We start from the raw sequence: 25,931 nt of genomic DNA, 5'->3' as shown, positions 1-25,931 counted from the left end.
CACGATCAGATCTTTAACGGACTTAGTTGAGGATTCCTGAGATGATAAAAAGCAATAATGATTGGGCTGAAGAACAATTTGGGCATGCTAAACTGGGAGACCCAAGAAGAACGGCTAGACTCGTAAAAATGGCTTCAGACTTAGCGCAACATCCAGGTAAATCGGTAGTAAAATCATCCCCCTCACCAGCAAGCATGGAAGGAGCTTATCGATTTATTCGCAACGATAATGTTTCGTCAGGCGATATTGCCGAAGCCGGTTTTAATGCAACAGCTAATCAAGTTCACCATTACCCCCTCCTTCTCGCTATAGAAGATACAACCACCTTAAGCTACAAGCATCGCTCTATTCGAGCTGATTTAGGGCATGTGAACCAAGGTAACCGTTATCGTGGTCTGCTTGCTCATAGTATTTTGTTGTTTGCTCCTGAAACTCTTGACGTTGTTGGTCTGATTGAACAACAGAGATGGACGAGAGACATCAAGACTCGCGGTATCCGTTCCCAGCACCTCAAGCGACCTTATGAAGAAAAAGAAGGTTATAAGTGGGAAAGAGCTTCTCGTAATATGGCAGCTCGTTTAGGAGATGCCATGACCAACGTGATATCGGTTTGCGATCGTGAAGCTGACATCTACGACTATCTCATTTATAAAATGGCAAACCAGCAACGTTTTGTTGTGCGGTCAATGATGAGTCGCCACATAGAAGAAGGGCCAGATAAGCTTTATCAATTTGCCTCTGAACTTAAAAGTGTTAAACAACGACAAATCCAGATAGCTCAAAGAGGTGGTCGTAAATCTCGTGAAGTCATACTGGATGTGAAATATGCGGCGGTGACATTGACGCCCCCCTCGAATAAAACAGGTGAATCTATTTCCCTGAATTATGTGGGTTGCTCTGAGGCCGGAGATGAAGACAAGAAACTGAACTGGCACATTCTGACGAATGAACCCGTAAACAGTGCGGAAGAGGCGTTAAAAATCATCTCCTACTACGAGAAGCGTTGGCTCATTGAGGAATATCACAAGGTCTGGAAAAGTGAAGGGACCGGAGTTGAAGAGCTTCGAGTACAGAGTAAAGATAACTTAGATAGATTAGCGACCATTTATGCTTTTTTAGCCGTAAGGATCTTCCAGTTGAAATTTGCCAATGAGCAAGTTGAAGATATTAGTTGTGAAAAAATCTTGTCCCCAAGAGCCTGGAAGTTACTTTGGGTGAAAAGAATAAAGACGCGACTTCCAGAGGAAATACCAACTGCAAAATGGGCTTATGAACATCTCGCACGACTTGGCGGTTGGAAAGACAGTAAAAGAAATGGAAGAGCGTCAGTTAAAACGCTCTGGGAAGGATGGCTAAAACTACAAGCCATCCTTGAAGGCTACGAACTCGCTCTGTCTCTTGAACAGGACTTGTGATCAAGAGACAGCCTGAGTCGGTGGCTTTATTTTTTGCTTAATTACTTACTCGAATAAGTGCTTCGCGTGGAAGTTTAGGTGATCGTCGATAAAGCTCGATATGAAGTAATAGCTGTGGTCGTAACCCGACTGCATGCGAAGTTTTAATTCCGAATCATGGGTATTGGCGGCTGCGATTAACGTTTCTGGTTTGAGTTGCTCACTCAGGAAGCTGTCGGCATCACCTTGGTCGACCAGAATAGGTAGGGGTGAGCGGCTTTGTTTTAACAACTCACTCGCATCATATTGCTTCCAGTTTTCGATATCGGTACCAAGATAGGCGGTAAACGCCTTCTGACCCCAAGGACATTGCATTGGGTTACTGATAGGGCTAAATGCTGAGATAGAGCGGTATTGATCAGCATTTTTCAAACCAATCGTGATCGCGCCATGACCACCCATGCTGTGTCCAGAAATAGATTTCAAATCAGAGACAGGGAAGTTGCTCTCAATGATTGCTGGCAGTTCTTTAGTAATGTAGTCGTACATAGAGTAATGCAGTGACCAAGGTGCCTGAGTCGCATTGAGATAAAAGCCTGCACCTTGGCCGAGATCGTAATTTTCATCGTCTGCAACACCGTCTCCGCGAGGGCTGGTGTCTGGTGCGACAATAGCGATACCAAGTTCAGCAGCCATGCGAAAAGCCCCAGCTTTCTGCATAAAGTTTTCATCGGTACAAGTGAGTCCGGATAACCAGTAAAGCACAGGTACTGGGTGGGATTTTGTTGCGTTTGGCGGCAGGAAGATAGCGAAACGCATTTTGCAATTAAGCGAAGTGGATTCGTGTGTGTATTGTTTGTGCCAGCCGCCGAAAACTTTGGCCTGGCTAACGTTTTCAATCATCATGAATAGACTCTCAAACAGCAAAAATTAGATTAAACGGTGAGAAACCGCTAATACAATAAGGCTCCCCCAAAGGAGAGCCTTAAGCGGCATTATTTGTCCATGTGGATAACGCTACGGATGCTCTTACCTTCATGCATAAGATCAAACGCTTTGTTCACGTCTTCAAGTCCCATAGTGTGAGTAATGAATTCTTGTAGTCCGAATTCACCTGCCATGTATTTTTCTACAATGGTTGGAAGTTCAGAGCGGCCTTTTACGCCACCGAATGCGCTGCCTCGCCATACGCGGCCAGTTACAAGTTGGAATGGACGGGTAGAAATCTCTTGGCCAGCACCAGCTACACCAATGATTACTGATTCACCCCAGCCTTTGTGACAGCATTCAAGCGCCTGACGCATCACGTTGACGTTACCAATACATTCAAACGAGAAGTCCACGCCACCGTCTGTCATTTCAACGATCACTTCTTGAATTGGCTTGTCGAATTTCTGAGGGTTAATTACGTCTGTTGCGCCAAGTTGTTTCGCAAGATCGAACTTACTCTCATTGATATCGATACCGATGATGCGGCTTGCACCTGCCATACGAGCGCCGATGATTGCAGACAGACCGATACCGCCCAGACCAAAGATAGCGACTGTGTCGCCTTCTTTAACTTTTGCTGTATTTAGTACTGCGCCCATACCAGTAGTTACACCACAGCCAAGCAGACACACTTCTTCCAGAGGAGCTTCTTTGTTCACTTTAGCCAGTGAAATTTCTGGAAGTACAGTGTACTCAGAGAAAGTCGAGCAGCCCATGTAGTGGAAAATAGTTTCGCCATTGATAGAGAAGCGGCTAGTGCCGTCTGGCATCAGGCCTTTACCTTGAGTTTCACGAACTGCCTGACAAAGGTTAGTTTTGCCAGATTTACAGAACTTACACTCACCACATTCTGCTGTGTAAAGAGGAATGACGTGATCGCCGACTTCAACGCTGGTTACACCTTCACCTACCATTTCGACAATACCGCCACCTTCGTGACCTAAAATCGCCGGGAAGATGCCTTCTGGATCGTCACCAGATAGTGTGAATGCGTCAGTGTGACAAACGCCTGTTGCCACGATGCGAACTAAAACTTCACCTTTTTTAGGAAGTTGTACATCCACTTCTTCCATTTTTAGTGGTTCACCTGCCGCCCATGCGACAGCCGCTTTAGATTTAATCGATGTTTGACCTGGTTTGATATCAAGTGCCATTGGATTTTCCTTATCTAATCAATAGGTAGGCGTCGTAGTTAAGCGTAGCTGAGCTTTAGTTTTTCGCCTGATGTTTTACTGGTTTTCATTCTATCTATTTCAATAAAAATGATAATCCATCCTTTTGAAAATGATTTTTACAAATACGTAATAATTGGCCGGGGTTTTAGCTGGTGTATCGATGAGAGTTCATTTTCATAATATTGAACATTAAATAAATAAAACGATGTTTCAACTTCTAACTTTTGAGTCAATTTCATTAGAAAAAAAGGCCTAATGTCACATTAATCCCGGCTTTGATTTGATGCTGATTGCTAGAGATCTCAATTCAATTGAAATCAAATTTGAACGATATTGATCATATATGAACTATCGATACACTTATCTCAAACAAAGGAGAGATAGATGTATACCAACTACAACAGCAATCCGCTGGATGCGAAGCATTATGATACGCAGCGTTTGCGCGACGAATTTCTCAATGAAAACTTATTTGTTGAAAACAAAATAATCTTACTTTACAGCCACATAGATCGCGTTGTTGCACTTGGTGTGTGCCCAACTTCTCAACCGCTTAGCTTGGATGAGTACATTGATAACGATGTGTTTGGCACTGACTATTTTTTACAGCGTCGTGAGCTGGGCATGGTGAACCTGAGTCAGGCTCCAATTGAAGTAAGCACGTCAAGCAACACCTATACGCTTGAATATCTTGATGCGCTGTATCTGGGCAAAGATGAGCAGAACATAACCTTTACTTCACTAAATCCTGCACAGGAACCAGTTCTGTATTGCTTGAGTGCTCCGGCTCACCATACCTTTCCGTCTCGCCTGATCACGCGACAAGACGCAAAAGTAGTCGAGCTTGGCTCAAGTGAAACATCGAATTTGCGAGTTATTAACCAGTACCTTCATCCTGATGTGCTGCCTACATGCCAACTGTGTATGGGCGTGACGCATCTCGCTCCGGGAAGTGTGTGGAATACAATGCCGGCTCATACCCATGAGCGTCGCATGGAGGCCTACCTCTATTTCAATATTAAAGCCGATCAGGTCGTTTTCCATTTCATGGGTGAACCGCAAGAAACCAGACACATCGTGGTGCGCGATAAGCAGTTAGTCCTGTCACCTAGTTGGTCGATTCACTCTGGTTGCGGAACCAGCAATTACAGCTTTGTCTGGGGAATGCTTGGTGAAAACCAAACCTTTGATGACATGGATTTCGTCGACATGAACGCGATCCGATAAATACAAATACCCTACAAATTTTTACAAGGACTTTAGATATGAAAAAAGTACTGAAATTAGCAACGCTGTCGGCTTTGGTAAGTGTTGGTCTGGGCGCAACCTCAATGGCGCAAGCGGCAACCGAAATTAAAGCGGCCTTTAACCAGTCTGATAACCATCCTCAATATCTGGCTCTTCAGGAGTTTGGTAAAAAACTTAATGAGCAAACGGATGGTCGCTACAAACTTTCTATTTATGCTAATGAACTGCTTGGTGACCAACGTGCAGCCCTTGAACTTGTGCAGAATGGCGCGATTCAAATGGCTGTTGTGGCAAACCCTTTGATTGAAAACTACGACGCAACTTATCGTGTCATTGGTATGCCTTACGTTTACACCGGTCCAAAGCATCAGGAAGCGGTATTTACCTCTGGTGAGTTAGATGAGCTGTTTGCTTCAACACAACGTTTTGGATTTGAGGTTCTGACGGCGTACACCGCTGGTGCGCGCAGTATGTACACCAAGGGTGCACCAGTAGAAACGGTTGCAGATATGAAAGGTAACAAGATTCGTGTGATGCAATCTGAAACCATGATCAAGATGCTTTCTTGCATGGGCGGTACCGGCGTTCCTATGAGTCAGGGGGAAGTGTACACCGCGATTCAGCAGGGCGTACTTGATGGTGCTGAAAACAACGAAATCACTTATGCCGATCTTAAACAGTATGAAGTGGCTCCTTACTTCTCAACGACTCGCCATCTGATGGTGCCAGATCTTGTCGTTATCAGCAGCTACTTCATCAACTCAATGTCGAAGGAAGATCAGGCAACCATTCGTCGTTTAGCGAAGGAAAGCACACCAGAGCAATTCAAAATGTGGAACGAGCGTGTGAGTACGGCAATGGAAACCGCAAAATCACACGGTGCTACTTTCAATGAAGTTGACATCAAACCTTTCCAGGATAGCTGCCTGCCATTACAGGAAGCTCTGACTGAATCTCCAGTTCAGAAAAAACTATTCGAAAAAATCTCTGCCTTGAGATAAGAGTCTAAGTTGTAAGGAGCCAGCGTGCTGGCTCCTTTTTGGATCGTCGTTATGCAAAAAACAAAACTCCAAACGTTATTGTCTGGGATGACAATGATTAAGCAGTGGGTGGATAAGTTTCTCTCACTGATTTTGATCCTTATTGTAGGTGCCATGACTGCCTTAGTGACCTACCAGGTGGCATCTCGTTACTTATTTAATAGTCCAAGTGCAGTCAGTGAGGTTCTTTCCCGTTACTTGTTCATTTGGCTAGTGCTATTTGGTAGTGCTTACGTATTTGGCTTGCGTGAACATATGGCGATTAGCTTTATCAAAGACAAATTCAGAGCTAAATATCGCTTGCTGGCGGAGATGTTCATTGAGCTCGTTACTGCCAGTTTCGCCTACGCCATCATGATCACCGGCGGTTACAACAGTGCATTGCGTCAAATGTGGCAGCTCGATTCGGCCTTACAAATTCCTATGGGTGTCATTTACTCCGCGATACCGATCTCTGGCGCGCTGATCTTATTTTATTTCATTTACAACGAATTAAATCTGGTCAATCAATTTAAGTCCCTTAAACACAGCTCAACAGTAAGAGAGGTTTAATATGGATATTGCACTTACTGCCTCGATCGTTATGTTTGCTGGGGTGATATTTTTACTGGTGATTGGTGCGCCAATCGCTATTAGTGTCGGTGCGGCTTCGTTTGCTGCAATGACCGTAATTCTGCCATTTCAGGGGGCGATGACCACATCCGCTCAGCGTATGTTTGTTGGTCTCGACTCGTTTGCACTGCTCGCTATCCCATTTTTTATTCTGGCCGGTAACATCATGAATAACGGCGGAATAGCGATTCGTTTGATCAACTTCTCTAAGATCATCAGTGGCTTCTTTCCGGGCTCGTTAGCTCAGACCAACGTTGTGTCTAACATGCTTTTTGGCTCAATCAGTGGATCAGGCGTAGCTTCTGCTGCAGCGGTAGGTGGCATCATGTCGCCAATTCAAAAGAAAGAAGGCTACGACCCGGCATTCAGCACGGCGGTTAACATCGCTTCTGCGCCAACAGGTATGCTGATTCCACCGAGTAACACCTTAATCGTTTATGCGACGGTAGCGGGGAGTGTGTCTGTATCCGCTCTGTTTGTTGGCGGTTACATTCCCGGTATTTTATGGGGACTCAGCGTGATGGTGATTGCTGGCTTTATGGCTAAGCGTCGTGGTTATATCGCTAAACATTCCATGACGCTTAAAGACTGCGTGAATGTCACTTTGCAGGCGGTTCCGAGTTTATCTCTGATCGTTGTTGTGATTGGCGGTATTCTTGGTGGTGTATTTACGGCAACAGAAGCATCGGCAATAGCGGTGGTTTACTCGCTATTTTTGACCTCATGTTACCGTTCATTGAACTTCAGTGCTCTGCCACAGATTTTCCTAAACACAGCCAAAATGTCAGCGATTGTGATCTTTATGCTGGCTACATCTTCAATCATGTCATGGGTAATGGCGTTTACTCAGATTCCGGGAATGATAGCGGACTCTTTGCTGTCGCTGACAGATAACCCGTTCTTGATCCTGCTTATCATTAACTTGGTGCTGTTGTTTGTTGGTACCTTTATGGACCCAACCCCAGCGGTATTGATTTTTACACCTATTTTCCTGCCTATCTGTACTTCACTTGGTATGGATCCAGTACAGTTCGGTATCTTGTTGGTGTTCAACTTATCGCTCGGCACTATCACGCCGCCGGTTGGTCCAATTCTGTTTACCGGATGTAAAGTCAGTGGGATCAGCATCGATAGTGTAATACGCACATTATTACCGTTCTTTGTGATGGTGTTTGGTGTGTTGATGTTGGTAACGTATGTGCCAGCAATTTCAATGACTATTCCGCAATGGATGGGCCTGATTCGTTAATTGTGGCGTAGTACTTTAAAGGAAAATTACATGCTGTCATACTGTTCGTCATGTATGACAGCATCATTCAATCATGACTACTATTAAAAAGAACGAGTATCGGGCCCCAGCGTTAGAAAAAGGACTCGATATTTTAGAACTGCTTGCCGCTTCAACTGTTCCTCTAACTAAAAAACAGATTGCTGAAAAGCTCGATCGAAGCGTTAGTGAGATTTTTCGCATGCTGTCGGTGCTTGTTGAACGACAATATATCGAGTTTGATTCAGAGCAGTCATCCTACTCTTTGAGCCTGAGAATGTTTGTATTGTCGAATCAGCATCCACCTGTCGCCCAGATGCTAAAACGTGCAACGCCAATGATGGAAGAGCTGTGTTTAAAAGTGAATCAGTCTTGTCATCTCAGCCAATACAAGCATGGTGAATTAGTGGTGATTAGTGTGCAGGAAAGTCCTTATAAAATGGGCTTTGGTCTGCGCTTAGGTGCGACTTTGGATGTCTGCTCTTCTGGTTCTGGTATCGTGTTGCTGGCGTTTTCCAGCCAAGAACAGCGCGAGAAAGTTCTTAAGCAGACCGGTGCTACGGATGTCGAAATTCAACACGCTCTGGCTAACATTACCAAAACGCAGAGTGACGGTTATTACGTAGGCGCGAGTCCGCAGATTTCTGGGGTTACCAATATCAGCTTTCCGATCTTTGGTGCTCTGGGTGAATTGATCGCAATCATTACCGTGCCATATATGACGCTAAACTCTCAAACGGTGCATCATCACATAGAAGATATTGAACAAACCAAGAAGGAGCTTTCTGAGGTAGCCAGGTATCTCAGTATGTTTGAATAACTCTTATATGGGGTCGTAGCGAATTGGTTTCTGGTATAGAAATGGTCACCTGTTCTAAAAGGCTGGCCATTTTCCTCATCCTTGTTAATCAATATCCTTTATAAAATCTTTCAAAGCTGCTTTTAACTCGAACGTGCGAAGGGAAAGTTTCTCCTTGACGGCGTTTGTGTGAGAATGTTGCCTTAATTAGGCTTAAGGGAACAGCACAATGGCGAATTGGGAAGGTGTCACTGAATTTGTAGTAGTCGCAGAGACAAACAGTTTCACCGGCGCTGCATCTAAACTCAAAACATCGGTTGCACAAATCAGTCGTCGAGTCTCTGCCCTTGAACAGCGTTTGGCGGTGAAGTTGCTGCATCGCACTACACGAAAAGTTTCCCTCTCAGAGGCTGGTCAGCTTTATTACCAGCAATGTAAGCACTTGTTGGAAGGGCTAGAGTTGGCAGAGCTTGCAGTGACGCAAATGCAGGCTGAGCCGAGAGGTGTGTTGCGAGTCACGGCTCCTGTTACCTATGGGGAGATGAATCTCGCGCCATTGCTGAACCAGTTTTTAGAGAAGCATCCTCAAGTGAGTCTCGACCTGATTTTAACCAACCAACGACTAGATTTAATTGAACAAGGGGTCGACCTGGCGATACGTCTCGGTCGTCTGCAAGATTCCAGTCTGATTGTCAGACGCCTTTCTTCCCGACAAATGCACGTTTGCGCCAGTCCTAAGTACTTAGAACGATATGGCGAGCCCCATACACTCTCTGAGTTAGGTCGTCATCAATGTCTGGTCGGTTCCGTGGACTACTGGCATTTTAAAGAGCAAAAGCGTGAGAAGTCTTTAAGAGTGTCGGGGAGGATCAAGTGCAACAGTGGCTTCGCTTTAGTGGATGCAGCAAAGCGCGGACTTGGATTGGTTCAGCTACCGGATTACTACGTGCAGGAGGCATTAGACAGCGGTGAGCTGATAGAAGTGCTCAGTGATTACCGAGATGATCGTGAAGGCATCTGGGCCCTGTATCCGCCCAGCCATAACCTGTCACCTAAGGTGAGATTGCTCATCGACTTTTTGGCTAAAGAACTGGCTTAATCAGCGCATAAGCTGGCGAAGCGTCACATAAGGCAGGGCAGAAAGCTTTTTACTCTGGACTAAAAACAGTTCTGCACAAGCTAACGCATCACTGGCCGCTGAGTGAGAATGGTAGTCGGGCAGATGATAATGGCTACGCAAATCGTCGAGTTGATAGCTGGGATGCGCACCAGTTTTCCCTGCATAGCTGAACTGTTTCTCTATCTGCAGCGTATCGATGAAATAGGCTGGCAGTTCGTCCATCTGGTAACGCGTAGTAAAATAGCGTTGGATGAATGCCTTTTCGATACAGCAACCATGAGCCAGGACCACTTTGCCTTCCATTCTTTCCAGCAGATGGTTCATTCCCTGATCGATGTGCAGACCATGAGCTAAATCTTGTGGGGTCAAGCCATTGATCTCTGCGGTTTCGGGTTTGATGAACTGGCCGTGGCAAATAAACCATTCTTTCGTGCTGGCGATATCAATGCCTTCGAGCGTGAGATCCACAACGCCAATCGATAATATTTTATCGCCTCGGGCATCAACACCGGTCGTTTCAAAATCCAGGGCGACAAAACTGAGCTCATTCATTGTTGCCTCCCAATCGATGAGTGGTTGCTGTAAGTAGCGTTGTAGCGCGTTGGGCCAGCTATCGAGAATTTCAATGGACTGACGTTTTTGTTCCGGATTGTTCGGGGATTCCCACCGTTTAAACCAGCGCTTAAACATGTTTATGCCCCTTTCACAAACTTCAATTTCGCCACATCTTGCATCTCACTGATGATCTTAAACGCATCTTTCAAGTGCTTACGTTCAAAGCTGCTGAAATTGTCAGGCGCAATATGATTGTCTGGTGTGGTGCCAGTGAGAATGGCGTTTAGTTGATGGCGAAAACGCACTTGTGTAATAAATCGGTACGCGCCGATGATGTTTTCCATGCTGTCCTTTGATAACGTGCCATGTTCAGCTGCGTAACGAAAACGTTCTTCAGTACCTGTTAAAGACCCACCGGCTGCGAGGCTAAAGATTCGTGCTAAGTCGATGATCAAATTCAATGCGTACTTTTTAATGTTCAGCGTATTGCTGTTTTTGCCACCTTTTTCCAACACGAGATTATTGAAAATGCCTAATGGTGGTTGGGTATCAATGGCATCACGTACCAGAGCAGGAATAAAATTGGCGCTTTTTTGAATACATTCGTGCAGGTGTTGTTGGATTTGGTCAACAAACTCGCGATTACCATGAATCGCTCGTACCTCTAAAAAGACACTGATGCTCAATAGTTTGTTATACTCTGGGCTGGCAACCCATTTTTGATAATACTCTTTCCAGCGTTTTACAGGCTGACACCATTGAGGTGATGCTGCCATGTATTTGCCATCACACAGCGGATAACCACAGGCAGCTAAACCATTACAAACGCGCATTGCAAGATGTTTGAAGTAAAGTTTATGGTCTTCCGTTGCCTCATCGGAAAGGACTATCGCACTGTCCTGATCGGATAGCATATGGACTTCATTTCTGGCGTGAGAACCTGCCACCAACCAGGCATAGTCACAAGGCGGTGGGCCAAGTAATTCTTCACTCAGTTGGATGATGCGACGGTTAAAGGCATCCATGATCATCGACATCACTCGGCCTTGGATTTCGGCACTGACGCCACTTTCAACTAATGCTTGGAAAATCGTTTGTTTTTCTTCTTTTAATGAAGCCAGCGCATTAATTGACTGAGCGTATTTGATTTTTTCGATCAGGAAGAGCGATTGCGTTTTGTGATTGTGGACTAAATGCGTTGTGGTCAATAATCCTGTTACCTGGCCATTTTTTAATACCGGTAAACAACGAACGTTATATTGCAGCATTAATGAAATAGCTTGCATGACTTTGTCATCACTCTGAACCAGTACAGGGGATGTGTTCATGACTTTGGAAATAGGCAGGTTGGTATCTATTTTTTGCGCAACCACACTTTTGGTCATATCGCGGTCAGTCACCATACCTGCAATTTCTCCGTTGCGCATGATGACAGCACATGAGCTACGTTGCTTTCCACACATGCTTTGCGCAACGCTGTGAATTGAATCGTTTACATCGACAATCGCGATGTTTTCGCTGGCGATTTCTCCTACGGTACGAAAGAAAAGCCCTTTATCTTCTTTGCTGACGTATTTCACCGCAGAGCTTAAACGAAGATTGGCTTGTGCTGCGAAATAGTCGGCGAATTCTGGGTGTTCTTCGCTGACTAATTTTAACTCCGAGTGTGGAATCAAATAGAGTAGGGAGTCTTCAATCGCTTCCGCCTGGTAACCGTCTTCCGCGTTTTCCAATGGTTCCAGAAACGTAAAACCAAATTGGTCATCATGGCCCAGACGGGAGCGAAGCTCGCCGGTTGAAGTGCGTTGCTCGATGGCGCCGGTTCTAATGATATAAAGGTATCGCTGATCGCACAGAGCGCTAAAGCCGATGGTCTCGCCGCGCACAAGGTATTTCACTTTCACGGAGTTAGAGATGCTCTTAACCACGGATTCTGGCAATTTATCAAAGGGGTCAATTTTGATTAAAAAGTCAAAGATGTTTGGAGTAACGGAAGTGCCCATGACTAACCTCTAAAATGAACCGGCGTTTCAAGTGTGTTATAAGTGGCAAAAAAAGCAGCCTCCTGGCTGCTTTTTGCATCTTCTTAAGCTGGATAGTTGTTATAACCCAGTTGTTCAGAAATATTTTTGCCTGCTTGGTGCAGTAAACCTACGTACTCTTCCATTCTTGCTTCGTCGAAACGAATGACAGGGAATGAGATAGAGAGACCCGCGATGATTTTACCAAAGCGGTCATAAATAGGCGCAGCGATACAGCGAAGGCCAGGTTCTTGCTCTTCGTTATCTTCTGCATAGTGGAAATCACGTACTTTTACTAACTCTGCTAATACTTGCTCAGTGTTTTCCAGAGTTTTTTCTGTGTGTTTAATAAATTCCACATCACTTAATACTTCACGTACAAAGCTTTCATCACGCTCAGAAAGCAGTACTTTACCAATAGCGGTACTGTACAGAGGATTACGACGACCGATACGCGACTGCATACGAAGGTTGTAACCGGAGTCGATCTTATGGATGTAAATGATGGCATTTTCATCCAAAGCACCAAGGTGCAGAGCTTCATTAGTTTGTTCTGAAATATGGCGCATTTCTTTGTCAGCCAGTTCAATCAGATCCACGTACTCTAACGATTTCGCACCTAGCTCAAATAACTTAAGAGTCAGGGAGTACTTATCGTCTTCACCTTCCTGAGATACATAGCCTAACGACTTCATTGTTTGCAGAAAGCGATAAGTGGTCGCTTTTGACATCATCAGTCTTTGTGAAAGTTCTGAAACACCGATGGACTTTTGTTCACCCAGCGCTTGAAGAATATGAAACACTTTCAGTACTGATGAAACTGCTTCAGGTTGTGTCGACTTTTCCATTGTTGCCCCTTTGTTCTCTAGTTTGTTGCATTATATCGCCTAAAATCTATAGAACCAGTTTTTTTAAAATGCCTTTTCAAAAATTTGAAACAGCTCCAGAGTGGAATGCATAAAAAATACGATCACTATCAATATTTTTAAAACGCTTTTTCAAAAATATTTGCCATCGGTTTCTTTTTAGCTCAATATGAATGCATACAAAGTGACATGGCCAAGTCGCCAAATCACGACATTACCTATTATTGAGGAAAACGACATGATTCTTGATTCATTTAACCTTGAAGGCAAAGTGGCCATTGTTACTGGTTGTGACACTGGTCTTGGTCAAGGTATGGCGCTTGGTCTAGCAAAAGCAGGCTGTGACATCGTTGGTGTAAACATCACTGAACCAACAGAGACAATCGAAAAAATCCAAGCAGAAGGCCGTAAGTTCATCGATATCCGCGCTAACCTAATGAAGCTAGATGACATCCCATCAATCATTGACCGCGCAGTTACAGAACTTGGCCGTATTGATATCTTGGTAAACAACGCAGGTATCATTCGTCGTAACGATGCAATCGACTTTTCTGAACAAGATTGGGATGACGTAATGAACATCAACATTAAGTCTGTGTTCTTTATGTCTCAAGCAGTGGCAAAACAGTTCATCTCTCAAGGTGAAGGTGGCAAGATCATCAACATCGCTTCTATGCTTTCTTACCAAGGTGGTATCCGCGTTCCTTCATACACAGCTTCTAAAAGCGGAGTGATGGGTGTAACTCGTCTAATGGCGAACGAATGGGCAAGCCAAGGTATTAACGTGAACGCGATTGCACCTGGTTACATGGCGACTAACAACACTGCAGCACTTCGTGCAGATGAAGAGCGTAACGCAGCAATCCTTGAGCGTATTCCTGCAGCTCGCTGGGGTAAGCCTGAAGATCTTGCTGGTCCATGCGTATTCCTAGCATCAAGCGCATCTGACTACATCAATGGTTACACTATCGCTGTTGATGGTGGTTGGTTAGCTCGCTGATCGATTTGTGAGAAGGTGATTGTGGACACCACGATATTGGCGCAGGCATTAGGGTTTATAAGTTTTGGTTTGGGATTCTCCGTCTTCTACCAGAAAAATGACAGGCTCTTAAAAATCTTGATGCTGATTTTCAACCTCAATCATCTTCTCCATTTTTTACTGCTTGGTTCGATGGTATCTGCGCTCAGCGCTTTGCTGTCGGCACTGAGAACGACCACGGCGATATTTGTCTCGTCGAAACGAGTTGCCGCTGTCTTTATCGCAATTAGTTTAGTCAGTGGTTTTTGGGTCGCAGAGCAATGGCGTGATATATGGCCTATCCTTGGAACGGTCATTGGTACGTACTCCGTATTCTGCTTGTCTGGGATTAGGATGCGCGTTGGCTTTTTGCTGGGTGCTTCTTGCTGGCTGACCAACAATATTCTGGTGGGGTCCATTGGTGGAACGTTACTGGAAATGACCGTGATCGTAATGAATTCTCTGACGATATTTCGTTTACATCGTCAGCAATCAGAATCAATGATTAATCAATCAAGTTATTAGGTGAACCATGTTCGTATTAAACCAAGACATTCCGATGGAAGATCTCGGCGAAGGGATTTCACGCAAAGTACTGGCACACAGCGAAAATATAATGTCAGTAGAAGTGCACTTTGAAGAAGGTGCTATCGGTACGATGCACTCACACCCACATGAGCAACTGACATACGTGCTTTCTGGTGAGTTTGAATTCACCATCGGTGATGAGAAAAAAATCGTCAAAGCTGGCGATACTATGTACAAAGAGCCAAACATTGAGCATGGCTGTGTTTGTCTGAAACCGGGTGTTCTTATCGATACATTCACCCCAATGCGTAAAGATTTTATTTAAGAATTGATTTTTGAATGCGGTTCCCCGCAGGAGTAACACATGAAAATTGCACTAATGATGGAAAACAGCCAAGCAGCGAAAAACGCAATGGTGGCTGGTGAACTAAACTCTGTAGCTGGTGGTCTTGGCCACGATGTATTCAACGTAGGTATGATTGACGAAAACGATCACCACCTAACATACATCCACCTTGGTATCATGGCGAACATCCTACTTAACTCTAAAGCAGTAGATTTCGTTGTAACTGGTTGTGGTACTGGTCAAGGCGCTCTAATGTCAAGCAACCTGCACCCGGGTGTGGTTTGTGGCTACTGTCTAGAGCCATCTGATGCGTTCCTGTTCAACCAAATCAACAACGGCAACGCTATTTCTCTGGCATTTGCTAAAGGTTTTGGCTGGGCTGGTGAACTGAACGTTCGTTACATCTTCGAAAAAGCGTTCACAGGTAAGCGTGGTGAAGGTTACCCAATCGAGCGTGCTGCTCCTCAGCAAGCAAACGCAGCGATCCTGAACGACGTGAAAGCAGCAGTATCTAAAGATGTGGTTGAAGGTCTGCGTGCTATCGATCAAGAACTAGTGAAAACTGCTGTAGGCAGCACACAATTCCAAGAGTGCTTCTTCGCACACTGCCAAGTTCCTGAAATCGCTGAATACGTGAAGTCACTTCTAGACTAAGCATTACGCACTCATTTATCGGGAATAAGTCAAGGCCAGCCATCGTGCTGGCTTTTCTATTTTCTGAACTAAAACAATTTCGAGAAGATGGTTGTGTCCCACTGCTACGTACGAGTTCAATGTGCATTACTCAGAAACTAATTTCATCTGATGGCATATACGGATTAGTAATCTGAAAGCAGAGAGACCGATATTTGGATTGGCTTGGATAAAGTTAGTGTTGCAGTACTTTGTCCAAACGGGTTAAGTCGAGGCTTCGAGTCACTTAAAACTAACGGCTATGAGAAGAGTCAATGGTGGTATCGATCGGTATCACGAGGAGGTTGTTTGTCTGTAAAGACTATCAACACTTAGTGGAACGCCCCGATATGCCGGGGCGCTACCAAAGCGTTAGTCGTTAAAGTGGGCTGACATTTTGCTGAGATTTAACGTCATCGCTGATTTTCTGTCTGCGTCGCAACCAACTACGCCAGCGAATTGGCATCATTGGAATGATGATTAACAGAATACCCAAAACAGTGAAGAGGTCCGGTACTTCATCAAACCAGACAACACCAAAGAAGGTGACGAATGCTAAGCCGGAATATTCTGCCAACGCTATCTGACTGGCTGGTGCTTGCTGGAATGCTTTTACTACCAATGCATGGTAAGCGAGTACAAACAAGTTGATAGCGACAATCCATAATACATGTCGAAGGCTAATTGGAGCCCACTCCCAATAAGCCAGCACAAATGCAAAGGGTACCGTCATTAAGGTTGTCCAAAATAGTGTCGAGAGCAGAGATTGATCAGCCGGCACTTTACGAATCAAAATGTTACCAACACCCATTGATAATGCGCTACCGAGGGCAATAATGGCTGCCCAATGAAAATGCTCAGGACGTAAGACGATCAGTACGCCGATAAAGCCGAGAAAAGTGGCGAACACTTTGCTGGCAGTAGGGCGTTCTCCCAAAAAGATAAACGCAAGGGGGAGCACTAATAATGGTCCCACGTAAAACATGGCGTTGGCGGTGGCCAATGGCAAATGGGTAATAGCAACCATGGCGCAAGCACTGCCTAACAAAATAAGTTGAGCGCGCCAGAAAGTAACCCAGTCGCAACCCTTCTTCCATTCACTTCTATCCATCCTCAACCAAAAGGGCAGTAACAGAAGCAAACTGATGGATTGGCGAATGAAGACATACTGAAAAGTGGGTACCTCCCCATTTAAAATTTTTAGTGAAACATCTGATAAAGAGGCGAGCAAATTGGCTGCGACCAGAAAGAAGATCGCTCGCGATACGTTTTGGTTAGTCATGTTGAAGTTTGGTTTCTAAATGCTGTCGGCGAGTTAAGGCGATACAGCGTTTGTGGGAGGAAAGTTGAGGGTGATTTTACCAGATCCGTTTCGATCACTGATGTTTTATTTAAGTAGAGTTAGATCTAGTTCTCACATAAATGAACCGTTGTTTTAAAAATATTGTTTATTGGTTTTATTGCTGCAATAATAGCATCAATTACTTTTAGGAGACCTCCAATGAACCCAATCAGTCGTGTCGCCATCATCGGTGAATGTATGGTGGAGCTTAAGAAAAATAACGGCACATTAGAGCAAGGATTTGGTGGGGATACACTAAATACTGCTGTTTATTTGTCTCGTTTAACCAAACAACATGGTGTTGAAACATCCTATGTCACTGGCTTAGGTCAAGACCCGTTTAGCCGTGAAATGCTAGCGGCGTGGCGCGATGAAGGTATCAATACGGATATGGTCTACCTTTCTGAAGACAAGCTACCTGGCATCTACGCTATCGAAACCGCAGAGGATGGAGAGCGTAGTTTCTTTTACTGGCGAAATGATGCTGCGGCGAAATATTGGTTACGCGATCGCGCGCTTTTCTCGTTAGCTAAAGAATTGTGTCAGCATCAAATGATCTATCTGAGTGGAATCAGTTTAGCGATCATCTCTGATGATTGCCGTCAAATGCTGATTGAGCTTCTGAGCTTGTGTAGAAAAGAAGGTGTGAAGATTGCGTTTGATAACAACTTCCGCCCAAAACTTTGGCCAAGTATCGAGGAAGCTCGCGATTTCTACTCAAGAATTCTGAGCGTTACCGACATGGCCTTTTTGACCTTCGACGATGAAGTCATGTTATGGGGCGACAAGCACGAAGACGAAGCGATCAGTCGCACGAAAAACTTTGGCGTGAAAGAGATCATTGTTAAACGTGGTGCTGACGATTGCTTTGTCGTGACTGAAGACCAACTGCACACCGTTGCGGCATTGAAAGTCGAGAGTGTGGTGGACACGACTGCAGCTGGCGACTCTTTCAGTGCGGGTTACCTTGCTAAGCGTATTTTAGGCGGAGACGTTGCTGAGTCTGCGCTGGCTGGACACAAAGTGGCTGGCACCGTTATTCAACATCGTGGCGCAATCATTCCAAGCGAAGCGATGCCTACTATCTAAGGAACGATGAAATGAAAGACCTTAATCAACAACTTTCTGAAATTAAAGTAGTGCCTGTAATTGCAATCAAAGACGCAAACAAGGCAGTAAAACTGGCGCAAGTGCTGATCGAAAACGGCCTACCGTGTGCTGAAGTGACATTTCGTACCGAAGATGCCGCACTAGCGATTAAAAACATGCGCGAAGCGTACCCTGAAATGCTGATTGGTGCAGGTACGGTGTTAACAAGTGCTCAAGTTGACGAAGCGATTGATGCTGGTGTTGATTTTATCGTTAGCCCAGGCTTCAACCCAACAACCGTGAAGTACTGTCAACAGCGTAATGTCACTATCGTACCTGGCGTAAACAATCCAAGCCTTGTTGAACAAGCGATGGAAATGGGCCTGCGAACTCTGAAGTTTTTCCCTGCTGAGCCATCTGGCGGTGTTGCAATGCTGAAGGCGCTAACGGCCGTTTACCCTGTGAAGTTCATGCCAACTGGCGGCGTGAGTCCAAGCAATGTAAAAGATTACTTATCAATTTCTTCAGTCTTAGCGTGTGGTGGCACTTGGATGGTACCTGGCGATTTGATTGACAACGAGCAATGGGATGAGCTGGCGAAGCTGGTTCGTGAAGTTGCAGGAATTATCGCTTAATTCCTACCCCCGATTAGTACCCTAAAACTATCTATGATAGTCGAACGAACTTTTGAGCAATTTGCCAACGCCTGCGGCTCGACGCAGGCGTTTTTTATTTTGAGTTATCCATATTAGTATTTGGTCATTGACCTATTCCGACCAATAAACTGCCTAATCAGCCTTCTGGTTTTAAACCTGCTTATCCAGCCCGCTTACCAACGCAGCTCTCGTTACTTCTACACTCAAAAGAATAAATGTAACCAATCACTATTGGGCTCCTTTTCCTATGTTAAGACTAAGAGATGAATTAACGGGAGATAGGATATTGAGCGCCAAGACAAATTTGCGCCCAATATTAACTATGCCAGTTATTTCTGCCAGACTCGCTTGGATTGTTTTGGAGGTTTAAGCAGGAACAAGCTAAACAGTAAAACTATGCTCCCAATCGCAACGAATATAGATTGAGATGATTCTGCCAGTATGACCCCAGCCATGATCAATAGCGTACCAGCCGTCGCGGTAATCGAACCTACATACAGACCTTGTTTGTGATTGATTGGCGCTTGCTCTTCTGCACTGATAGGTGTGTTTAGCTGTTCTTTAAGCGCTGTTCTGCTTTGCAATACTGCATTTGGCTCCTTGGAGTAAAAATAGCTGGTGAAGAAGAAAAATCCGCCCGTTATGATCAGATGAAGTGCTAGCGTTACCACGATAGTCAAATCCTTGCTTTCTCTTGCTGTTAGCGGTGTAGAGGCGAGCCAATTCACATCAAAAATAAACATCATAAACAGCGATACCATACAGCCGACAATCACGGTCGCCCATCCTGACCAGTTCGGTGTTTTCACTGTGACAAGTGCTAACAAGGAAGGGATGTTGATGGGCATCTGAATAAACGCAGCAAAGACAAGCATCATATCAAACAGACTGTATGACTCGACGGAAGCCAGTAACAGCGCGGTTCCTGTCGCCAACAGCCCGGAGATCAAGGTTGATACCTTGCCGACAATCAACTGCTGACGACTATCCGCTTCTGGGTTTACCCACACTAGGTAAAGACTTTTCACCACAATGCCCGCATTGCGATTATGTGCAGAAGAAAGTGGTGCAATCGTTGCTGCAACCAGTGCCACCATGACCAATCCGAGTATTCCCTGTGGCATGTAGTGCTGAATGTAATAGAGGTAGGCTCCGGTATTCGCACTTTGTCCCAATGCCGGGTAAACCGAGAAAAGATCGATTTGCTGTGCCGCCACGAACCACGCAGGCATAAACCAAAGCACAGGAGCAAAAATAAATAATATTCCTGCCACGAATGCAGCTTTGGTTGCGTCTTTATCATTGGCGGTAGTGAGAAAGCGATAGCAACTTAATGTGTGGTTGTTGTTCATGGTTTGTTGCAACAACATCGTAAATGCCCAGACCACAAACAAGGACGGTATGTTGATGCCCGCGCCATAAATTGGCGTCGCGTGTTCAAAAATGTCACTCAGTGATTCAAAGCGCTGCAACGCGGTATAACCTATCACCAATGTAATTGCGATAAGTAAGACCAACTGAATCACATTGGTGACTGAAACGGTCCAGGCTCCGCCACTAACAGCGATCAAGGTGACGAGGACACCCATAACAAGAATGATGCTATAAACTTCAATTGCAAAAACAGCGGAGAAAAAAGACGCCAGTCCATTCATCCAAATCGCGCAAGCGATCAGCGTTAGCGGAAAGCTCAGCAAGGTAAATAGCTGCTCTGATGCTCGGCCGAATCGCACGCGAATCACTTCCATAGCAGTTTCTACTCTAAGCCTACGATACCTACGGGCAAAAAATGCGGCTGCGAGGAAAAACCCCAGTGAATTACCCCAAAAAATAAACATCACACTGATGCCGTCTTCATAAGCTTTGGCGGCAGCACCAGTAAAGGTCCAAGCCGAAAACTGGGTCATAAAAGCGGTAGCGCCAGCCATCCACCACATCATGGTTCCCCCTCCTTGAAGGAAGTCATTTGAGGAGTTGGAAAATCGACGGAATACCCATGCAGCGATCGCAATGAAGAGCAGATAGATCATTACGATCATCGAATCTAAGAAAGTCATGTGTCACAGCTCACGAAAAAATTAAAACGACGTTTTAAAGATCACAAAAATCCCGACAGGAACTTTATCGGAACGATTTTATGATTATATTAAAACAACATTAAATATAAAATAAAATGGCGTTTTAAAATGAAAATTAAATACCTTGCTTCTGCACTATTACTGGCAATGACCTCTGGTTTAGCTGGCGCCGCTTCTGTTGATATTCGACATGAGTTTGTGCCAGATCGTGATGGCGATGAGCATCGTGACCGTATTTACGTTTCACACCGTTTTGCTAACCAAATTGGTTTCAGCGTGGAAGCTAAGTGGAACTACAAAGATGGCCACATGAGTGACGCAGGCCACGAGACAGGTCTGACTTACCGCTGGAAAGCGACTGACAACTTCTCGCTGACTCCAGGTATCAACATTGATGCAAGTCCATCAGGTGCATCGACTTTCAAGTACAACCTGACTGGTTCATACAAAATTAATGATGAGTGGGATGTGGCAGCACGTATTCGCCATGGTTACAAAAACACCGACGATTCTCGTTACAACCAGCTAAACCTTTACGCAAACCGTAAGTTCGATTGGGGCAAGCTTGGCGTTGAGGCTGAGTACAAAGATCTTCACGGTGGAGAGGGTGGCTGGAAGGACAAAGGTCATGACCAGTTGATCGATTTCAAAGGTGAGTACACCAAACTAGAAAGCGGCTTTATTCCATTCTTCGCAGTTGCGGCTATCACGCACAAAGGCGATGGCTCTCAATACAAAGATGAGTACGTCCCACGTTTTCGTGCCGGTGTGAAATATAACTTCTAACAAGGAATTGTGACCATGAAAAAGCACACTTTAGCTTTGTGTCTGGCGGCGATTTTAGCGCCAGCGGCACATGCGACGGATCTAAAAGTCGAAGACCTGACTTGGAAAGCGATCACTTTTGGCCAATCGACGGACATGAACTTTGGCTCTACCATTTTGCCGGAAAAGGTTGGCGTTAACCAAGTGATGGTCAATGGTAAAGCTGTAGAGGCTGGCAAGTTAGCATCAACGTTCACTGTTGAAAGCCGTGGCGGCAAATTGGCTAACTCTCATGAAGGGTTAACCTTCTACTACACCGAGTTGCCAACGGATGTGAACTTTACCCTAAGTGCGGATGTGGTGTTAGAGCAACTTGGCCCAGAAACCGGAGCAACACCAAACCGTCAGGAAGGAGCGGGTCTGATGGTGCGCGATATTCTAGGTGCGGAGCGATTAGTCCCTCAACCTCAAGGCCACGAAGAGTTTCCGTCAGCATCGAACATGGTAATGAACCTGATGCGTTCGCATACTCGCACCAACGATGGCATGACGAACATAAATGCTTCATTCCGTGAAGGCGTGTACCAACCTTGGGGTACACCTGGTAACCGTTTAAGCCGTGTCGACTATGCGGAAGGGTTGCCTTATGGTACGGCTGAAACCTACCGTATGACGCTGACACGCACCAATGATGGCTTCAAAGTCAGTTACCGTAACGGTGACAAATCTTTTGAACAAGCTGTAAAAGGCGCAAATGCTAATATTGTTGAGATGCAAAATGCAGATTCTCAATACATCGGCTTTTTTGCCTCGCGTAATGCCAAGATGACGGTCAGCAATGTTGACTTACAGCTATCTGCGGCAGATACCGTTGATGCACCGAAATACGCGGCTGAGCAAGGTGAGTTGGTGTTCCAAAATGCATCATCTCCACGCTCTGCAACGAAAGACTACCCAGTACAGGCGCGAGCAAATTACTCGGGCGAGTTTGAGGTACTACACAATGGTAAATCGGTCGCGAAGCAGCAAGTAACAGCAGGTGAATTGTTCAGTCACTGGATCAATTTAGATGGCGGAGCAAACCAGCTGGATGTCAAGTTCACTGCGACCGACGGACCAAATCTAGAGACACAATCACACGCTTATAACGTCGATTTCGTTTCGATACCAAATCCAATGGAGCTTTACGTAGCGCCAAATGGCAAAGCTAATGGTAACGGATCTGCGGCGCAGCCACTGGATCTAGCCACTGCAATCGACTTGTTACCTGCTGGCGGCACAATCATTCTTAAAGATGGCGACTACCAAGGTATGGAGATCCCGTTAACTGCAAGTGGTAGCGTAGACAAGATCAAGCATCTTCGTGCAGAAGGCAATAACGTACGTTTTGTGTCTGAACTTCGCCACGAAGCACACTACTGGCATTACCAAGGTATTGAAGTCGCAGGTGCGCAATTTATTGTTCACGGCAGTCACAATACCTTTGAAAAAATGGTCACACACGGTGCACCTGATACGGGCTTCGTGATTACGTCTCCTGAAAAAATCGGACGTGCGCTGTGGGCAAGCTACAACCAAGTAATTGATAGTGAAAGTTACAACAACATGGATCCTTCACAGATCAACGCAGACGGTTTTGCAGCCAAGATGCGTATCGGTGATGGCAATACCTTCATCCGTTGTCTGTCTCACCACAACATCGATGACGGCTGGGATTTATTCAACAAGGTGGAAGATGGCGCAAACGGCGCAGTAACCATTCTTGATTCAATCGCGTTTAGTAATGGTCGCACTCTTGAGATTGCGAACAAAGGTGGCACGATTGGTAACGGCTTCAAGCTAGGCGGCGAGGGTATCCCGGTTCCACATGTCGTGAAAAACAGTCTGTCTTTCAACAACAATATGGATGGTTTTACGGATAACTTTAACCCAGGTGCATTGGTGTTGAGCGATAACGTGTCAATTGACAACAAGCGTTTCAACTTCTTGTTCCGTAAGAGCCCGTACTCTGGTGAGATTGAACAAGGAACGTTTACTAACAACCGTTCTTACCGATTCCACGTCAGCAGTAAATATGACGATGTGATCAACAGTGCAAAATCAACGGGCAACGCTCTGGTTGATGATGGCACTACCTACAATAGTGATGGCAAAGCGATCGATGTCAATTCGCTCGCCCCATTAAAGCAAGCATCGATGATTGATAACCAGCAAGCCATGCCGGGTAAAAAAGAAGCGATTCAGCTTAAGCAACTCATCCAATAACACTAAACGAAGGGCTCTAGGGAGCCCTTTTTGTTGGTCAAAAATTATTCGACATTGATCTCGTTTTCATACTTCCGCACTTGTCTGTGACATTAGATTTTGGAACTAGGTTCAAAATAGTACCCATTGAAAATTCATGGTTATTGTGCCGATCTTATTTACAAGATCCCCATTGTTGATCTCAATCACGTTTGGGCGTAAAAATTGAAAAATGAACCGTTGTTTTGATTTTTGTCTCAGTTCGTTTTGTTTTTTGAAAATATAATTTATCTAAATTAAAACAGCGTTTCGAGGATTCTATTATGGAATACGATTACTTAGTAATAGCAGGCTACTTTGCCCTGATGGTGGCCATCAGTCTGCTGTTCAAAAAAATGGCAAGTAACAGTACATCTGATTACTTCCGCGGGGGCGGTAAAATGTTATGGTGGATGGTTGGTGCAACGGCCTTCATGACACAGTTCTCTGCGTGGACATTTACTGGTGCTGCTGGTAAAGCCTTCAGCGATGGATTTGCTGTTCTTGCGGTATTCGTAGGTAACATGGTTGCTTACGTATTTGCTTACTTCTACTTTGCTCGTCGCTTCCGTCAAATGCGAGTAGATACCCCAACTGAAGCAGTTAAGCGTCGTTTTGGTAACACTAACGAGCAATTCTTTACGTGGGTAATTATTCCACTTAGCGTTATCAACGCGGGTGTGTGGCTAAACGGTCTTGGCGTTTTCGCTTCAGCCGTATTTAACGCCGATATCATTACCACAATCTATGTAACTGGTGCCGCAGTACTGCTTATCTCTTTGCTATCTGGTGCATGGGGTGTGGTTGCATCTGACTTTATTCAGACTCTGATTGTTGCTGTAATTTCAATTGCTTGTGCAATCGTGGCTTTGATTTATGTTGGCGGCCCTGGCGAAATAATTAACAAGTTTGACAATGGTAATGGCTTCTTCGTTGGGCCAGATATGAACTACCCTCTACTGCTAGTTGGTTCGTTCTTCTTCTTCATCGTTAAGCAGCTACAATCTATCAACAATATGCAAGAGTCTTACCGCTTCCTTAACGCGAAAGATTCAAATAACGCTAGCAAAGCTGCATTACTTGCGCTTGGCATGATGGTTGTTGGTGCTGTTATTTGGTTCATCCCACCATGGGCAACTAACATCATGGTTCCGAACGCAGCAGAAGCTTACCCTGCGCTTGGTGCTAAAGCTGGTGACGCGGTTTACCTAGTGTTTGCTCGCGAGTTTATGCCTGTAGGTACTGTTGGTCTATTAATGGCAGGTTTGTTCGCTGCAACGATGTCCTCGATGGACTCAGCACTAAACCGTAACTCTGGTATCTTTGTTCGCAGCTTCTACGCACCTATCATGCGTAAGGGTCAAGCAACTGACAAAGAGCAACTTCGCGCAGGTCAAATCGCTTGTATCGTGAACGGTATCCTAGTTATCTTGATGGCTCAGTTCTTCAACTCACTGAAGCACCTAAGTCTGTTTGATCTAATGATGCAAGTTGCGACGCTACTGCAATCGCCAATCCTAGTTCCATTGTTCCTAGGTATCCTAATTCGTCGTACACCAAAATGGGCACCATGGGCAACAGTGGTTGTTGGTATGGGTGTTTCTTGGGCTGTAGTGAACATCTTTACTCCAGCTAACGTAGGTAGTTGGTTTGGTATGGAAGAGTTAACACGTCGTGAAGCGGGTGAAATGCGTACTATGATTACTATCGCTGCACACCTAATCTTTACTGCTGGTTTCTTCTGCCTATCAACATTGTTCTACAAAGAAGAGGCCGATACTCACAAAGAAACAACAGCAGAGTTCTTTAAAGATGTGGACACAGAGTGTGTTGCTGAAGAAGGCCAAGACATCGTTGACCGTATGCAGCGCAAAAAACTGGGTTCACTAGTGATGATCATGTCAGCGGGTTTAACTCTGATGGTACTGATTCCAAACCCACTATGGGGACGTGCATTGTTCCTAGGTTGTGCGGCTGCCATCTTCGCGGTTGGCTACGCTCTGAAAAAGAGCTCAGGTCTAGAGTCTACCCAAGCATTAGCTGCGACTCGATAAGAAAGAAATATAA

General features: G+C 45.1%; 23 protein-coding genes. 16 read left to right on the top strand and 7 right to left on the bottom strand.

Going from position 1 to position 25,931, the window contains the following annotated elements; genetic code table 11:
- The first annotated feature begins 41 nt into the window (after nucleotides 1–41).
- Nucleotides 42–1,415: an IS4 family transposase gene (locus tag WJM94_RS22235; protein ID WP_444495679.1), complete on the top strand. Its 1,374-nt coding sequence runs from the start codon at nucleotides 42–44 to the stop codon at nucleotides 1,413–1,415.
- Between the two features lie 45 nt (nucleotides 1,416–1,460).
- Here WJM94_RS22235 and fghA read toward each other — a convergent pair whose 3' ends face one another.
- Both fghA and WJM94_RS22225 read right to left on the bottom strand, forming a co-directional pair.
- Nucleotides 1,461–2,300, bottom strand: a complete 840-nt coding sequence (gene fghA / locus WJM94_RS22230; protein ID WP_444496353.1) for an S-formylglutathione hydrolase — start codon at nucleotides 2,298–2,300, stop codon at nucleotides 1,461–1,463.
- Nucleotides 2,301–2,389: 89 nt separating this feature from the next.
- Nucleotides 2,390–3,538 carry an S-(hydroxymethyl)glutathione dehydrogenase/class III alcohol dehydrogenase gene (locus tag WJM94_RS22225; RefSeq protein WP_444496352.1) on the bottom strand — a complete coding sequence of 383 codons (1,149 nt, stop codon included), beginning with the start codon at nucleotides 3,536–3,538 and terminating at the stop codon, nucleotides 2,390–2,392.
- 405 nt (nucleotides 3,539–3,943) lie between these two features.
- Here WJM94_RS22225 and kduI point away from each other — a divergent pair, with 405 nt between their 5' ends.
- The 6 genes from kduI to WJM94_RS22195 all read left to right on the top strand — a co-directional run bounded on the left by kduI (nucleotide 3,944) and on the right by WJM94_RS22195 (nucleotide 9,624).
- Nucleotides 3,944–4,786, top strand: coding sequence for a 5-dehydro-4-deoxy-D-glucuronate isomerase (kduI, locus tag WJM94_RS22220; protein WP_444496351.1), 843 nt, complete (start codon nucleotides 3,944–3,946; stop codon nucleotides 4,784–4,786).
- A gap of 38 nt (nucleotides 4,787–4,824) precedes the next feature.
- Nucleotides 4,825–5,808, top strand: coding sequence for a TRAP transporter substrate-binding protein (locus WJM94_RS22215; RefSeq protein ID WP_444496350.1), 984 nt, complete (start codon nucleotides 4,825–4,827; stop codon nucleotides 5,806–5,808).
- Nucleotides 5,809–5,859: 51 nt separating this feature from the next.
- Entirely contained in the window at nucleotides 5,860–6,399 is a 540-nt protein-coding gene (locus WJM94_RS22210) for a TRAP transporter small permease (RefSeq protein WP_444496349.1), read from the top strand.
- 1 nt (nucleotide 6,400) lies between these two features.
- A complete protein-coding gene (locus WJM94_RS22205; protein WP_444496348.1) occupies nucleotides 6,401–7,708 on the top strand; it encodes a TRAP transporter large permease in 1,308 nt (435 codons plus the stop codon).
- Between the two features lie 73 nt (nucleotides 7,709–7,781).
- Nucleotides 7,782–8,546, top strand: a complete 765-nt coding sequence (locus tag WJM94_RS22200) for an IclR family transcriptional regulator (RefSeq protein WP_444496347.1) — start codon at nucleotides 7,782–7,784, stop codon at nucleotides 8,544–8,546.
- Nucleotides 8,547–8,754: 208 nt separating this feature from the next.
- A complete protein-coding gene (locus tag WJM94_RS22195) occupies nucleotides 8,755–9,624 on the top strand; it encodes a LysR family transcriptional regulator (RefSeq protein ID WP_444496346.1) in 870 nt (289 codons plus the stop codon).
- Here WJM94_RS22195 and WJM94_RS22190 read toward each other — a convergent pair whose 3' ends face one another.
- From WJM94_RS22190 to kdgR, 3 genes are all read right to left on the bottom strand, one after another.
- Nucleotides 9,625–10,335 (bottom strand): 3'-5' exonuclease, encoded by a 711-nt coding sequence (locus WJM94_RS22190; protein WP_444496345.1) that lies wholly within the window; start codon nucleotides 10,333–10,335, stop codon nucleotides 9,625–9,627.
- A gap of 2 nt (nucleotides 10,336–10,337) precedes the next feature.
- Nucleotides 10,338–12,203 carry a DUF294 nucleotidyltransferase-like domain-containing protein gene (locus WJM94_RS22185; RefSeq protein ID WP_444496344.1) on the bottom strand — a complete coding sequence of 622 codons (1,866 nt, stop codon included), beginning with the start codon at nucleotides 12,201–12,203 and terminating at the stop codon, nucleotides 10,338–10,340.
- An 83-nt stretch (nucleotides 12,204–12,286) separates the two neighbouring features.
- Nucleotides 12,287–13,069: a DNA-binding transcriptional regulator KdgR gene (gene kdgR, locus WJM94_RS22180; protein WP_444496343.1), complete on the bottom strand. Its 783-nt coding sequence runs from the start codon at nucleotides 13,067–13,069 to the stop codon at nucleotides 12,287–12,289.
- Nucleotides 13,070–13,325: 256 nt separating this feature from the next.
- On the opposite strand from kdgR, the gene kduD reads away from it, so the two are divergent.
- From kduD to WJM94_RS22160, 4 genes are read left to right on the top strand one after another with little or no spacing between them, the layout of a single operon-like run.
- Entirely contained in the window at nucleotides 13,326–14,087 is a 762-nt protein-coding gene (gene kduD, locus WJM94_RS22175) for a 2-dehydro-3-deoxy-D-gluconate 5-dehydrogenase KduD (RefSeq protein ID WP_444496342.1), read from the top strand.
- Between the two features lie 21 nt (nucleotides 14,088–14,108).
- Nucleotides 14,109–14,630 (top strand): YgjV family protein, encoded by a 522-nt coding sequence (locus WJM94_RS22170; protein ID WP_444496341.1) that lies wholly within the window; start codon nucleotides 14,109–14,111, stop codon nucleotides 14,628–14,630.
- A gap of 7 nt (nucleotides 14,631–14,637) precedes the next feature.
- The gene (locus WJM94_RS22165; protein WP_444496340.1) at nucleotides 14,638–14,958 is read left to right on the top strand and encodes a cupin domain-containing protein; all 321 of its coding nucleotides are present in this window, start codon (nucleotides 14,638–14,640) and stop codon (nucleotides 14,956–14,958) included.
- Nucleotides 14,959–14,997: 39 nt separating this feature from the next.
- On the top strand, nucleotides 14,998–15,633 hold the full coding sequence (locus tag WJM94_RS22160; RefSeq protein ID WP_444496339.1) for an RpiB/LacA/LacB family sugar-phosphate isomerase: 636 nt from the start codon (nucleotides 14,998–15,000) through the stop codon (nucleotides 15,631–15,633).
- 397 nt (nucleotides 15,634–16,030) lie between these two features.
- Here the strand turns inward: WJM94_RS22160 and WJM94_RS22155 are convergent, their stop codons facing one another.
- A complete protein-coding gene (locus WJM94_RS22155) occupies nucleotides 16,031–16,933 on the bottom strand; it encodes a DMT family transporter (protein ID WP_444496338.1) in 903 nt (300 codons plus the stop codon).
- 219 nt (nucleotides 16,934–17,152) lie between these two features.
- Between WJM94_RS22155 and WJM94_RS22150 the strand changes: the two genes are divergently transcribed.
- Together WJM94_RS22150 and WJM94_RS22145 are read left to right on the top strand one after the other, a co-directional pair.
- On the top strand, nucleotides 17,153–18,082 hold the full coding sequence (locus tag WJM94_RS22150) for a sugar kinase (protein WP_444496337.1): 930 nt from the start codon (nucleotides 17,153–17,155) through the stop codon (nucleotides 18,080–18,082).
- An 11-nt stretch (nucleotides 18,083–18,093) separates the two neighbouring features.
- Entirely contained in the window at nucleotides 18,094–18,717 is a 624-nt protein-coding gene (locus tag WJM94_RS22145) for a bifunctional 4-hydroxy-2-oxoglutarate aldolase/2-dehydro-3-deoxy-phosphogluconate aldolase (protein ID WP_444496336.1), read from the top strand.
- A 350-nt stretch (nucleotides 18,718–19,067) separates the two neighbouring features.
- On the opposite strand, the gene WJM94_RS22140 is transcribed toward WJM94_RS22145, so the two are convergent.
- Nucleotides 19,068–20,795 (bottom strand): sodium:solute symporter family transporter, encoded by a 1,728-nt coding sequence (locus tag WJM94_RS22140; protein WP_444496335.1) that lies wholly within the window; start codon nucleotides 20,793–20,795, stop codon nucleotides 19,068–19,070.
- 129 nt (nucleotides 20,796–20,924) lie between these two features.
- On the opposite strand from WJM94_RS22140, the gene WJM94_RS22135 reads away from it, so the two are divergent.
- The 3 genes from WJM94_RS22135 to WJM94_RS22125 all read left to right on the top strand — a co-directional run bounded on the left by WJM94_RS22135 (nucleotide 20,925) and on the right by WJM94_RS22125 (nucleotide 25,918).
- Nucleotides 20,925–21,602, top strand: coding sequence for an oligogalacturonate-specific porin KdgM family protein (locus WJM94_RS22135; protein WP_444496334.1), 678 nt, complete (start codon nucleotides 20,925–20,927; stop codon nucleotides 21,600–21,602).
- Nucleotides 21,603–21,617: 15 nt separating this feature from the next.
- Nucleotides 21,618–23,846 (top strand): right-handed parallel beta-helix repeat-containing protein, encoded by a 2,229-nt coding sequence (locus WJM94_RS22130; RefSeq protein WP_444496333.1) that lies wholly within the window; start codon nucleotides 21,618–21,620, stop codon nucleotides 23,844–23,846.
- A 302-nt stretch (nucleotides 23,847–24,148) separates the two neighbouring features.
- The gene (locus tag WJM94_RS22125; protein WP_444496332.1) at nucleotides 24,149–25,918 is read left to right on the top strand and encodes a sodium:solute symporter family protein; all 1,770 of its coding nucleotides are present in this window, start codon (nucleotides 24,149–24,151) and stop codon (nucleotides 25,916–25,918) included.
- Nucleotides 25,919–25,931 lie beyond the last annotated feature (13 nt).

It is taken from the genome of Vibrio sp. YIC-376, from assembly GCF_052353105.1.
Lineage (GTDB): Bacteria > Pseudomonadota > Gammaproteobacteria > Enterobacterales > Vibrionaceae > Vibrio.
The sequence above is the reverse complement of the archived record's forward strand: the minus strand, read 5'-3'. Positions and strand labels throughout refer to the sequence as shown.